This is a genomic window from Aureimonas sp. Leaf324 (assembly GCF_001423245.1).
In the GTDB taxonomy this organism is placed as follows: Bacteria; Pseudomonadota; Alphaproteobacteria; order Rhizobiales; family Rhizobiaceae; genus Aureimonas.
Genome location: NZ_LMOH01000026.1, coordinates 175,085 through 187,407, shown reverse-complemented (window position 1 = coordinate 187,407; position 12,323 = coordinate 175,085). Strand labels below are relative to the sequence as shown.

General features: G+C 68.1%; 8 protein-coding genes and 1 pseudogene. 6 read left to right on the top strand and 3 right to left on the bottom strand.

Going from position 1 to position 12,323, the window contains the following annotated elements:
* The first annotated feature begins 506 nt into the window (after positions 1-506).
* Positions 507-971 carry an Hsp20 family protein gene (locus ASF65_RS16015; protein ID WP_055891216.1) on the top strand — a complete coding sequence of 155 codons (465 nt, stop codon included), beginning with the start codon at positions 507-509 and terminating at the stop codon, positions 969-971.
* A 64-nt stretch (positions 972-1,035) separates the two neighbouring features.
* Here ASF65_RS16015 and ASF65_RS16010 read toward each other — a convergent pair whose 3' ends face one another.
* Positions 1,036-2,085, bottom strand: coding sequence for a low specificity L-threonine aldolase (locus tag ASF65_RS16010; RefSeq protein WP_055891213.1), 1,050 nt, complete (start codon positions 2,083-2,085; stop codon positions 1,036-1,038).
* A 440-nt stretch (positions 2,086-2,525) separates the two neighbouring features.
* Here ASF65_RS16010 and gltB point away from each other — a divergent pair.
* From gltB to ASF65_RS15995, 3 genes and pseudogenes are all read left to right on the top strand, one after another.
* Positions 2,526-7,160: pseudogene (gene gltB, locus ASF65_RS16005) on the top strand (glutamate synthase large subunit); the annotation flags it as partial.
* 220 nt (positions 7,161-7,380) lie between these two features.
* Positions 7,381-8,835, top strand: a complete 1,455-nt coding sequence (locus ASF65_RS16000; protein WP_055891209.1) for a glutamate synthase subunit beta — start codon at positions 7,381-7,383, stop codon at positions 8,833-8,835.
* A gap of 64 nt (positions 8,836-8,899) precedes the next feature.
* The gene (locus tag ASF65_RS15995) at positions 8,900-9,604 is read left to right on the top strand and encodes a ceramidase domain-containing protein (protein WP_055891207.1); all 705 of its coding nucleotides are present in this window, start codon (positions 8,900-8,902) and stop codon (positions 9,602-9,604) included.
* A 124-nt stretch (positions 9,605-9,728) separates the two neighbouring features.
* Here the strand turns inward: ASF65_RS15995 and ASF65_RS15990 are convergent, their stop codons facing one another.
* The gene (locus ASF65_RS15990; protein ID WP_055891205.1) at positions 9,729-10,499 is read right to left on the bottom strand and encodes a L,D-transpeptidase; all 771 of its coding nucleotides are present in this window, start codon (positions 10,497-10,499) and stop codon (positions 9,729-9,731) included.
* Positions 10,500-10,737: 238 nt separating this feature from the next.
* On the opposite strand from ASF65_RS15990, the gene ASF65_RS15985 reads away from it, so the two are divergent.
* Together ASF65_RS15985 and ASF65_RS15980 are read left to right on the top strand one after the other, a co-directional pair.
* Positions 10,738-11,142 carry a MerR family transcriptional regulator gene (locus ASF65_RS15985; protein ID WP_055891202.1) on the top strand — a complete coding sequence of 135 codons (405 nt, stop codon included), beginning with the start codon at positions 10,738-10,740 and terminating at the stop codon, positions 11,140-11,142.
* An 87-nt stretch (positions 11,143-11,229) separates the two neighbouring features.
* On the top strand, positions 11,230-11,727 hold the full coding sequence (locus tag ASF65_RS15980) for an MmcB family DNA repair protein (RefSeq protein ID WP_055891200.1): 498 nt from the start codon (positions 11,230-11,232) through the stop codon (positions 11,725-11,727).
* 7 nt (positions 11,728-11,734) lie between these two features.
* Here the strand turns inward: ASF65_RS15980 and ASF65_RS15975 are convergent, their stop codons facing one another.
* Complete coding sequence (locus ASF65_RS15975) at positions 11,735-12,295, bottom strand: ActR/PrrA/RegA family redox response regulator transcription factor (RefSeq protein WP_055891195.1); 561 nt, start codon at positions 12,293-12,295, stop codon at positions 11,735-11,737.
* Positions 12,296-12,323: the final 28 nt, after the last annotated feature.

Below are 12,323 nucleotides of genomic sequence, written 5' to 3'. Positions count from 1 at the left end.
GGCCGGTTGAAGGCGAATGACGGGGAGACGGGAGATCGGGGATCCTCTCGCGAGGACCCCCGACCCCGAGCGACCGGAGCGGAAGGGACGGGACGCGCCGGTCGTTTGCGAAAACGGTGGATGTCAGCCGCCGCGCGTCGGGGCGGTGCGGAGCCCTCGCGGACCGGAGGGCGAACCGGCCTCGCGAACTCGACGGGCCGAACGAAGGCGCCGTTCTAACGAAGGCGCCGTTCTAGAGCCACCGACATGAACGGCAGCCGAAGCGCGCGTTCATCCAGCGTTCACAAGGGCTCGATCGCGTTAAGCCGTTGTTCCGGCAGCATGAAAAAATTCGGCGTCGACGCGCGGCGCGGCTCTTGAAGCCGTTTTCGGCCTTTCCCATCTCATGCCTTGCGATCGCCCAGTAGCGGGATCGCTGGCTCGGGTCGACCGGCCGCCGCCTGATATGCGGGGCCTCCCAGTCGACCGGCCACACACGCAAAACCGTTGCTCAATGGAGAACACCCATGCGTCAGTTCGACTTTGCCCCCCTCTACCGCTCCACCGTCGGTTTCGACCGGCTCTTCTCGATGCTCGACGCGGCCGGCAATGCCGAGAACGCTCAGAGCTACCCGCCCTACAACATCGAGCGCACCGGCGAGACCACCTACCGCATCACCATGGCGGTGGCCGGCTTCTCGGAGACCGAGCTCTCGATCGAGTCGCGTGAGAACACGCTGACCGTGAAGGGCGAGAAGGGCGACGAGACCAACGGGTCCTCGGAGTTCCTGTATCGCGGGATCGCGGGCCGCGCCTTCGAGCGCCGCTTCCAGCTGGCCGAGCATGTCGAGGTCAAGGGCGCGAGCCTCAAGAACGGCCTCCTGCACATCGACCTCGCCCGCATCGTGCCCGAGGCCCTGAAGCCCCGCCGCATCGAGATCGCGACGGCCAACACCAACGAGGCCAAGACGATCGAGGCGTCCGCCGCCTGATCGCGGGACATCTGAATACGATAGAGGACGGCGCCCTGCGGGGCGCCGTTTTCGTTTGGGCGTCTCAGGCGATGAGATCGCAGAAGCGCGTGACGTCGCTGCGCTCGGTCGACCAGCTGGTGACGAGGCGGTAGAGGCCCTCGCCCTCGCGCACCAGACCCGGCATGTCGTGCGGCGCGTTCCAGTCGTAGAAGGTGGCGCCTTCAGTCCGCAGCCGCTCGGCGGTCGCCGTCTCGATCACGGCGAAGATCTCGTTGGAGCGCGTGTCCCAGGCCTGCCGCGCATGGGCCGAGCGGCCGATGCCCTCGCGCAGCGCGTCCGCCATGGCGTTGGCGTGGGCGGCGAGCTCCAGCCACAGGCCGCCGTCGAGATAGGCGGCGAACTGGGCGGCCATGAAGCGCGTCTTGGAGAAGAGCTGCGCGCCGCGCTTGCGGATATAGGGGAACTGCTCGGCCTGTTTCGGGTCGAAGAAGACCACCGCCTCGGCGCACCAGCAGCCGTTCTTGGTGGCGCCGAAGGACAGGATGTCGACGCCCGCGCGCCACGTCATCTCGGCCGGAGAGGCGTTGGTGGCGGCCAGCGCGTTGGCAAAGCGCGCGCCGTCCATATGGAAGGCGAGGTTGCGCTCGTGGGCGATCTCGCCGATCGCCGCGATCTCGGCCACCGAATAGAGCGTGCCGGCTTCCGTCGCCTGGCTGAGCGAGACGGCCATCGGCTGGCCGGCATGCACGAAGCCCGGCCGGAACCGGCCGAGTTCGGACACGAGATGGCCGGGGTCCATGCGGCCGAGCGAGCCCTCGACCGGAACCATGCGCGCGCCGTGGGTGAAGAATTCCGGCGCGCCGCATTCGTCCTGCGCGATATGCGCCTCGCGGTGGCACATGACGACGCCGCCCGGCCGGTTGACGGCCGCGAACGACAGGGAGTTCGCCGCCGTGCCCGTGCCCACGAAGTAGACCGCGACCTCGCGCTCGAAGATCTCGTTGAAGCGCCGCTCGACGGCCTTGTCGATGTCGCTCGCCCCGTAGGCGGCGGCAAAGCCCGCGCGGTGGCGCTCGAGCGATTGCGTGACGGCGGGATGGGCGCCGGACCAGTTGTCGGATGCAAAGATCATGGCGGCTGACTATCGCGCCCGGACGCGCCCGTCAAAGTGACTATCGCGCCCGGACGCGCCCGTCAAAGCGCCGAGCGGCGCTCCGTCTTTGCATGGAAGTCTTGACGAAGTTAGAACCGCTCTTGCCGCGGAAACGCAAGTCTGGCATAAGCGGCAAATAGGTCAGCATTGCTGCCCTATCTGGGGCGGCCGTTCCCGGACGGCGCCCGACCGGGCGCGCTGGGAGAGGGCGGCCCCGACCACGAACAGGCAGGCGCGGCGCGCGGCGGCAGGGAGCCGGACCGGGCGCCGAAGTCCTGCCCGAAGAACCAGGTTGCCTCGACCCTTCGGGCGACGACGAGACAGGGAGACACGCGATGACGATCGAAACGCCATCCATCATCGAGGGTGAGGTCATTCGGGCCGCGAACACCGCGATGGGCGCCGTCAAACCGCGTCGCCTGCCGGAGCGCCAAGGCCTCTACGATCCGGCGAACGAGAGCGACGCCTGCGGCGTCGGCTTCATCGCCCACATGAAGAACCAAAAGTCCCACTCGATCATCGAGAAGGGCCTGAAGATCCTGCACAACCTCGAGCATCGCGGGGCGGTCGGTGCCGACCCGCTGATGGGCGACGGCGCAGGGATGCTGGTGCAGATCCCGCACGACTTCTTCCAGGCCGAGATGGCTGTCCAGGGCGTCGAACTGCCCGAGGCCGGCCAGTACGGCGTCGGCTTCGTGTTCATGCCGCAGGACGAGGCGCGTCGCCTCCACTTCAAGACGATCTTCGAGGCGGCCGCCGCCGAGGAAGGCTGCACCGTCATCGGCTGGCGCGACGTGCCGGTGGACAATTCGTCGCTGTCCAAGGCCCCCGAGATCGCCGCGACCGAGCCCTGCCACCGGCAGGTCTTCATCGCGCGGCCCGCTTCCGCCGCGACCGACGACGAGTTCGAGCGCAAGCTCTACATCATCCGCAAGGTCGTCTCGAACCGCGTCCATGCCGAGGCGCAGTCGGTCGACACCGACTTCTACGTCGTGTCCTTGTCCTCGCGCACGATCGTCTACAAGGGCATGTTCCTGTCCTATCAGGTCGGCGCCTACTACAAGGACCTGAAGGACCCGCGCTTCACCTCGGCGCTGGCGCTCGTCCACCAGCGCTTCTCGACCAACACGTTCCCGTCCTGGCGCCTCGCGCACCCCTATCGCATGGTGGCGCACAACGGCGAGATCAACACGCTGCGCGGCAACGTCAACTGGATGGCGGCCCGTCAGGCGTCGGTGGATTCGGAGCTCTTCGGCAACGACATCTCCAAGCTCTGGCCGATCTCCTACGAGGGGCAGTCCGACACCGCCTGCTTCGACAACGCGCTCGAGTTCCTGACGCAGGGCGGCTACCCGCTCGCCCATGCGATGATGATGCTGATCCCCGAGGCCTGGTCCGGCAACAAGGAGATGAGCCCGGAGCGCCAGGCCTTCTACGAGTATCATGCCGCGCTGATGGAGCCCTGGGACGGGCCGGCCGCGGTGTGCTTCACCGACGGTCGCCAGATCGGCGCGACGCTCGACCGCAACGGCCTCAGGCCGGCGCGCTATGTCGTGACCGACGACGACCTCGTGATCCTCGCCTCCGAGGCCGGCACGCTCGAGGTCGCCGAGGAGCGCATCGTCAAGAAGTGGCGCCTCCAGCCGGGCCGCATGCTCCTGATCGACCTCGAGAAGGGCCGCATCGTCTCCGACGAGGAGGTCAAGAGCGAGATCGCGGGCGCCAACCCCTATCGCGACTGGCTGCGCTCGACCCAGCTGATCCTCGAGGACCTGAAGCCGGTGCAGCCGCGGGCATCGCGCGCCGACGTGTCGCTGCTCGATCGCCAGCAGGCCTTCGGCTACAGCCAGGAGGACACGCGCATCCTGATGGCGCCGATGGCCACGACCGGCCAGGAAGCCATCGGCTCGATGGGCACGGACACGCCGATTTCCGCCATGAGCGAGAAGTCGAAGCTGCTCTACACCTACTTCAAGCAGAACTTCGCGCAGGTCACCAACCCGCCGATCGATCCGATCCGCGAGGAGCTGGTGATGAGCCTCGTCTCCTTCATCGGCCCGCGCCCGAACATCCTCGACCTCGAGGGCACGTCGCGCCGCAAGCGGCTGGAGGTGCGCCAGCCGATCCTGACCAATGCGGACCTCGAGAAGATCCGCACGATCGGCCACACCGAGGACCGGTTCGACACCAAGACGCTCGACACGACCTACCCGTCCGAGCAAGGCGCGGCGGGCATGGCTGGCGCGCTCGACCGGCTCTGCGAGCGGGCGGAGGCGGCCGTCGTCGGCGGCTACAACATCATCATCCTGTCCGATCGCCAGATGGGGCCGGACCGCATCCCGCTGCCGGCGCTGCTGGCGACGGCCGCCGTGCATCATCACCTGATCCGCAAGGGCCTGCGCACCGCTGCCGGCCTCGTGGTGGAATCGGGCGAGCCGCGCGAGGTCCATCATTTCGCGTGCCTCGCCGGCTACGGCGCGGAGGCGATCAACCCCTATCTCGCCTTCGACACGCTGCTCGGCATGCATGCGCGCGGCGACTTCCCGCCGGAGGTCGATGCCAAGGAGGTCGTCGGACGCTTCATCAAGTCGGTCGGCAAGGGCCTGCTCAAGGTCATGTCCAAGATGGGCATCTCGACCTACCAGTCCTATTGCGGCGCGCAGATCTTCGACGCGATCGGCCTCCGTTCCGAGTTCGTGAAGCGCTACTTCGCCGGCACCTCGACCACGATCGAGGGCGTCGGACTGGAGGAGATCGCCCGCGAGACGGTGGAGCGCCATGCGCTCGCCTTCTCCGACGATCCGGTTCTGGCGCGCTCGCTCGAGGTCGGCGGTGAGTACGCCTACCGCATGCGCGGCGAGGCCCATATCTGGTCGCCGGATGCGGTCGCGACGCTCCAGCACGCCGTGCGCCTCGATAGCTACGACACCTACAAGGAGTACGCCGCGCTCGTGAACGAGTCGGCCGTCGCCAACTCGACCATCCGCGGCCTCTTCAAGCTGCGCATGGCCGAAGAGGTGGGCCTGACCCCGGTGCCGCTCGACGAGGTCGAGCCGGCGGCGGAGATCGTCAAGCGCTTCTCGACCGGCGCGATGAGCTTCGGCTCGATCAGCCGCGAGGCCCATGCGACGCTCGCCGTCGCCATGAACCGCATCGGCGGCAAGTCGAACACGGGCGAGGGCGGCGAGGAGCCGGACCGCTACCTGAAGCTGCCGGATGGCTCGAAGAACCCCGAGCGCTCGGCGATCAAGCAGGTGGCGTCCGGGCGGTTCGGCGTGACGACCGAGTATCTCGTCAACGCCGACATGCTGCAGATCAAGGTGGCTCAAGGGGCCAAGCCCGGCGAGGGCGGCCAGTTGCCCGGCCACAAGGTGGACGCGACCATCGCCAAGACCCGGCATTCGACGCCGGGCGTCGGCCTGATTTCGCCGCCGCCCCACCACGACATCTACTCGATCGAGGATCTGGCGCAGCTCATCTACGACCTGAAGAACGTCAACCCGGAAGCCGATATCTCGGTGAAGCTCGTCTCCGAGGTCGGCGTCGGCACGGTGGCCGCCGGCGTCGCCAAGGCGCGTGCCGACCACATCATCGTGTCGGGCTACGACGGGGGCACCGGCGCCTCGCCGCTCACCTCGATCAAGCACGCCGGCTCCCCGTGGGAGATGGGCCTTGCCGAGACCCAGCAGACGCTGGTGCTCAACGGGCTGCGCTCGCGCATCGCGCTGCAGGTCGACGGCGGCCTCCGGTCGGGCCGCGACGTCGTGATCGGCGCACTGCTGGGCGCCGACGAGTTCGGCTTCTCGACGGGCCCGCTGATCGCGGCCGGCTGCATCATGATGCGCAAGTGCCACCTGAACACCTGCCCCGTCGGGGTCGCGACGCAGGACCCGGTCCTTCGCTCGCGCTTCAAGGGCACGCCCGAGCACGTCATCAACTTCTTCTTCTTCGTGGCCGAAGAGGTGCGTGAGATCATGGCGGCCATGGGTGTGCGCACCCTTGCCGAGCTGATCGGGCGCTCCGAGCGGCTCGACAAGCGGGAGATGATCGACCACTGGAAGGCCAAGGGCCTCGACTTCTCCAGGATGTTCTTCAAGCCGGACGCCGCGCTGGAGGAGACCTACTGGACGAAGCGCCAGGAGCATCCGATCGCGGACGTTCTCGACCGGAAGCTGATCGCGCAGGCGGAAAGCGCGCTCACCGCGCGCCAGCAGGTCGAGATCGAGACCGCGATCGGCAACGTCGACCGCTCGGCCGGCGCGATGCTGTCGGGCGAGGTCGCCAAGCGCTTCGGCCACAAGGGTCTCGCCGACGACACGATCAAGGTGAAGCTGACCGGCACTGCCGGCCAGAGCTTTGCGGCCTTCCTCGCCAAGGGCGTCACCTTCGATCTCGTCGGCGACGGCAACGACTATGTCGGCAAGGGCCTGTCGGGCGGCAAGATCATCGTCCGGCCGCGCGCCAACACGCGCATCGTGCCGGAAGAATCGATCATCGTCGGCAACACGGTGCTCTACGGCGCGATCGCCGGCGAGTGCTACTTCCGGGGCGTGGCGGGCGAGCGCTTCGCCGTGCGTAACTCGGGCGCCATTGCCGTCGTCGAGGGCGTGGGCGACCACGGCTGCGAGTACATGACCGGCGGCGTGGTGGTGATCCTCGGGCATACGGGCCGCAACTTCGCGGCCGGCATGTCGGGCGGCATCGCCTATGTCTACGATCCCGAGGGCAACTTCGCGAACCGCTGCAACATGGCGATGGTCGAGCTCGAGCCGGTGCCGGAGGAGGACGATCTCCTCGAGAAGCTGCACCACCACGGCGGCGACCTCCAGCACAAGGGACGCGTCGACGTCTCGTCCAACATGACCGGCCACGACGACGAGCGGCTGTTCCAGCTGATCTCCAACCATTTCCACTACACGGGCTCGACCCGCGCCAAGGAGATGCTGGATCACTGGGAGACCTACCGCCCGAAGTTCGTGAAGGTCATGCCGGTGGAGTACCGCCGCGCGCTTCTCGAAATGGAGCGCATGCGCATGGGCGTCGCGGCCGAATAGAGGCCGTCGCCTTCCGGAGCCCGCGACACGTCGGGCCGCCCCTCTTAACGAGGCCGGTGGCCCGGTCGCGGGCCCTGGCTCGCAATCGCGAAGTTTGGACGCGTTCTATCCTCGCGGAAATTGGTGTAAGGCGAGCCCGGTCGGCAGAAGTCCGATCGCTCGCATGAGGGGTGGCTTCACGCGCTTAAGATTAGCGCCGCCGCCCGGACGGAGGGGCATTATGGGCAAGGTCACGGGCTTTCTCGAGATCGACCGGCAGACGGCGAAGTACCAGCCGGCCTCCGATCGCATCCGGCATTTTCGCGAGTTCACGCTGCCGATGTCCGACGAGGAGGTCGGCAAGCAGGCGGCACGGTGCATGGATTGCGGCATTCCCTTCTGCCATGGGCCGACGGGCTGCCCCGTGCACAACCAGATCCCGGACTGGAACGACCTCGTCTATGCCAACGACTGGGAGGGCGCGATCCGCAACCTCCACTCGACCAACAACTTCCCCGAGTTCACCGGCCGCATCTGCCCCGCCCCGTGCGAGGAGGCCTGCACGCTGAACCTCGAGGACACGCCGGTCGCCATCAAGACGGTGGAACAGGCGATCGCCGACAAGGCCTACAAGCTGGGCCTCATCAAGCCGCAGCCAGCCGAGACCAAGACCGGCAAGCGCGTCGCGATCATCGGCTCGGGACCTGCGGGCATGGCCGCCGCGCAGCAGCTCGGCCGCGCCGGCCACGAGGTCCACGTCTTCGAGCGCGAGAGCCGCGCCGGCGGGCTCCTGCGCTACGGCATCCCCGACTTCAAGATGGAGAAGCACTTCATCGACAAGCGCGTCGAGCAGATGGAAGGCGAGGGCGTCACCTTCCACTACGGCGTCAATGTCGGGAAGACGAAGCCGCTCGAGGAACTGCGCGCCGAGTTCGACGCTGTTCTCTATTGCGGCGGTGCCGAGCGCCCGCGCGATGCCGGCATTCCGACCAACGGCCTCTACGGCATCCATGACGCCATGCCCTACCTCGTCCAGCAGAACCGCCGCGTCGGCGGCGAGCCGGTCGCGAGCGCGGGCTGGAACGCCGGCGAGATCTGGGCCGGCGGCAAGCATGTCGTCGTCGTCGGCGGCGGCGACACGGCGTCGGACTGCGTCGGCACCGCCTTCCGCCAGGGCGCGGTGAAGGTCACGCAGCTCGACATCCGGCCGCAGCCGCCGAAGATGGAGAACAAGCTCGAGGTCTGGCCTTACTGGGCGACCAAGATGCGCGTCTCTTCCTCCCAGGCCGAGGGCGCGATGCGCGAGTTCCAGGTCGCGACCCTCGAGTTCATCGGCGAGGACGGCCAGCTCACCGGCGTCAAGTGCGCCGAGGTGGACGAGCGCCGCAAGCCCATTCCCGGCACCGAGTTCGTGATCCGCGCCGACCTCGCCTTCATCGCGATCGGCTTTGCCGGCCCCTTCACCGACGCGCTGGTGGCCGAAGCCGGTGAGGCGCTGGCGATGAAGCGCGACGCGCGCGGCAACGTCGCCGTCCAGGCCGACGACAAGGCCTATGCGACGTCGATGGAGGGCGTCTATGCCGCCGGCGACGTGCGCCGCGGCCAGTCGCTCGTCGTCTGGGCGATCCGCGAGGGCCGGCAGGCCGCGCGCGCGATCGACCTCGCGCTCACCGGCCAGACGACGCTGCCGCGCTGACGCCGATCCCTGGCGCCGGGTCCGCCCGGCGCTAACTCGTCTATCCTGACCGCGGGGAGGCGAGATGGACTGGTTCGCGCCGATCGACGCCTATTGCGAACGGCTCGGGCCTGACTTCTGGGCCGAGCCGCTGAACGCCGTGACCAATCTCGCCTTCCTCCTCGGCGCAGCGGTCGCGTGGCGGGCGTGGCGACGAGCGCCACGCCGCGATGGCATCACGTTCGCCTTCATTCTCCTCGTCGCGGTGATCGGCGTCGGCTCGCTCCTGTTCCACACGTTCGCCAACGGGTGGTCACTTCTGGCCGACGTCATCCCGATCGCCGTCTTCATCTACGGCTTCTTCGCGCTCGCCCTGTTCCGGTTCGTCGGTCTTCGACCGGCGCTCTCGGTTGCCGGCACGATCGGGTTTGCCGTCGCGGCGCAGGTCGTCGAGCGGCTGGCCGGACCCGTCCTCGGCTCCTCCGCCTCCTACCTGCCGGCCCTCCTGGCGCTCGGCGGCATCGGCGGTGTTCTCCTGGGCCGACGTCACGGTGCCGACCGATGGCTGCTCACGGCCGCCGCCGTCTTCGTCCTGTCGCTGACCTTCCGCACGCTGGACGCGCCGCTTTGCGAAGCCCATCCGCTCGGCACGCATTTCCTCTGGCACGTCCTCAACGCCCTCACGCTGACGCTCTGCCTTCTCGCCGCGATCCGTTATCCCGCCGGATCCGAAGGACTACGGCCCACCGCGCCTGCAGGGCCTCGGCCCGCCGAGTCCAAGAGATTTTGACGAACTGGCCCGCAGGACTACGGCCCACCGCCACGGCATCAAATCCAGCCGGCCGCCCAAAAAAAGGCCGGGCGCTTCCCCCGAAGCACCCGGCCGCGACGGTCCCCCGCCGTGAAACGTCAGATCAGCTCTGCGGTGCCTTGATGCGGTGCTCGGCCAGGCGCTCCTTGCCCTGGAGCACGATCACGCGGGCGTTCATCGGCACCCGGTCGTAGAGGTCGACGATGTCCTGGTTCATCAGGCGGATGCAGCCCGACGAGACGGACTTGCCGATCGACCACCATTCCGGCGTGCCGTGCAGGCGGTAGAGCGTGTCCTTGTTGCCCTGGTAGAGGTAGAGGGCGCGGGCGCCGAGCGGGTTCATCAGCCCCGGTTCCATGCCGACCTCGTTGCCGTAGGGCTTGAGCTCGGGGCGGCGCGCGATCATCTCGGCCGGCGGAAACCACTTCGGCCAGTGCTGCTTGTCCTTGATGTCGGCTTCGCCCGCCCAGGAGAAGCCGGCCTTGCCGACGCCGATGCCGTAGCGCATCGCGGTGCCCTGCGGTTCGACGACGTAGAGGAAATGGTTGCCGGTATCGACGACGACGGTGCCGGGCTCCATGCCCTCGCCGTTGTAGAAGACGCGCTGGCGGCGATACTTCTCGTCGACCTTCGAGATCGGGATGGCCGGCAGCTTGAAGGCGCCGTCTTCCATCGCGCCATAGGCGGTGAGTTCGACCGGACCCAGCGGACCGCCCGATACGATCGCCTCGGCTGGCGCGACGTAGGCCTGCGCCATCGGCACGGGCGCCGGATTGAGCGAAGCGCGTTGCTGCGTCTGCGTGGTGCAGGCGCCGAGCGTGGCCAGGGCGGCGAGCGAGACGCCGAGAAGGAGGGTGTTCAAGCGGGTCTTCATGGAGCGTCCGGTGCGACTGCGAGGGCATGACGGCCAGGCATGACGGGCTCCCAGGACAGGCAGTCCCCCATCGGAGGCCACCCTCTGGTACGCCGCGGCGAGTCGCCTGGCAACGCGATCAGTAGACCCTGGTATGGTTAAGATTGTCCTTGTTGCCGCACCACAACAGTTGACGCGGAGGAGACCCGTTCCACTTGGGGTTGACGGGGCGAAGTTCGAGCAAAACCGGGGACTTCGGATGAATATCGGCGAAGCTGCACGTCGTTCGGGCCTGCCGCCCAAGACGATCCGCAACTACGAGGACCTCGGTCTCGTGTCGCCGGCGCGCGCGCCGAACGGCTACCGCGACTATTGCGAGCGCGACGTGCATATCCTGCGCTTCCTGCAGCGCTCGCTCTCGCTCGGCTTCGACGTGTCGGAAACGCGCCGGCTCCTCGCCTCCTACGCGCCGGGCGCCCGGCGCGACGAGGCGCGCCGGCTGGCTGAGCGGCGTGCGATCGAGATCGACCGCAAGATCCTGGAGCTCCACAGCCTCCGCCGGGCGCTCGCCGACCTGATGGACGACAACGAGGAGCCGTGCGGCTGGCCGATCCTCGACGAGGTGCCGAACGAGGGAGCCCGCGTGGCGCGTCCCGCGCTCTGACGTCGGACACGGCCTTCCGCGGATGTTGCCGATTCGTTTCGCCGCACCCCTTGATTCGGCTCCGCTTTCCCCGCTACTCGGAAGGCCATGCCGATCGTTTCTCCCTTTCGCCGCGATCCCCTCGTCGACGGGCGCCAGTCCGAGCGGGCCATGCTGGTGCGTCGCGGCGTCCAGCGCCTGATGATCCAGATGCGCGTGTCGGTCCTGCCCGAGATCCCGCTCGTGTCGGGCCGGCGTGCCGATCTCCTCTGCCTGTCGGAAAAGGGGGAGTTCTCGATCGTCGAGATCAAGTCCTCGATCGAGGACTTCCGGGTCGACCGGAAATGGCCGGACTACCGGCTGCATTGCGACCGCCTGTATTTTGCGACGCATCCGGGCGTGCCGGTCGACATCTTCCCGGAGGATTGCGGGCTGATCCTGTCGGACGGCTACGGCGCCGAGATCCTGCGCGAGGCGCCGGAAACGCGCATGGCGCCGGCCACCCGCAAGGCGCTGACGCTGCGCTTCGCGCGCCTCGCCTCCGACCGGCTGCTCCAGGCCGAATGGGTCGCCAATCCCTACATGACCGGCGACGTCGCCGACTGACCGCGCCTCAGCGCGGCGCGCGCTTGGCGAGGATGCGCTGCAGCGTGCGGCGGTGCATCGACAGGCGGCGCGCCGTTTCCGACACGTTGCGGTCGCACATCTCGTAGATGCGCTGGATGTGCTCCCAGCGGATCCGGTCGGCCGACATAGGATTCTCGGGCGGCTCGGCCTTGATCTCGGGATCGCGCGTCAGCGCCGCGATCACCTCGTCGGCGTCGGCGGGCTTCGCGAGATAATCGATCGCGCCGAGCTTCACCGCGTTCACCGCCGTCGCGATGTTGCCGTAGCCGGTCAGTACCACGGCGCGGGCACCCGGTCGCTGGCGGCGCAGCGCCTCGATCACGTCGAGCCCATTGCCGAGCCCGAGACGCAGGTCCACGACGGCATAGGCCGGGGCGCCCGTCTTCAGCGCGGCCAGCCCCTCGGACACGGTTTCCGCGGTGCGGACCTCGAAGCCGCGCTGTTCCATCGCGCGCGCCAGACGCCCGACGAAAGGACGATCGTCGTCCACGAGAAGCATGGTCTTGTCTTCGCCCGCCTGGGGGGCAACCATCTGATCTGTCGGCATGGGACTGTTCCTTCCTCTGCCAGAAAGA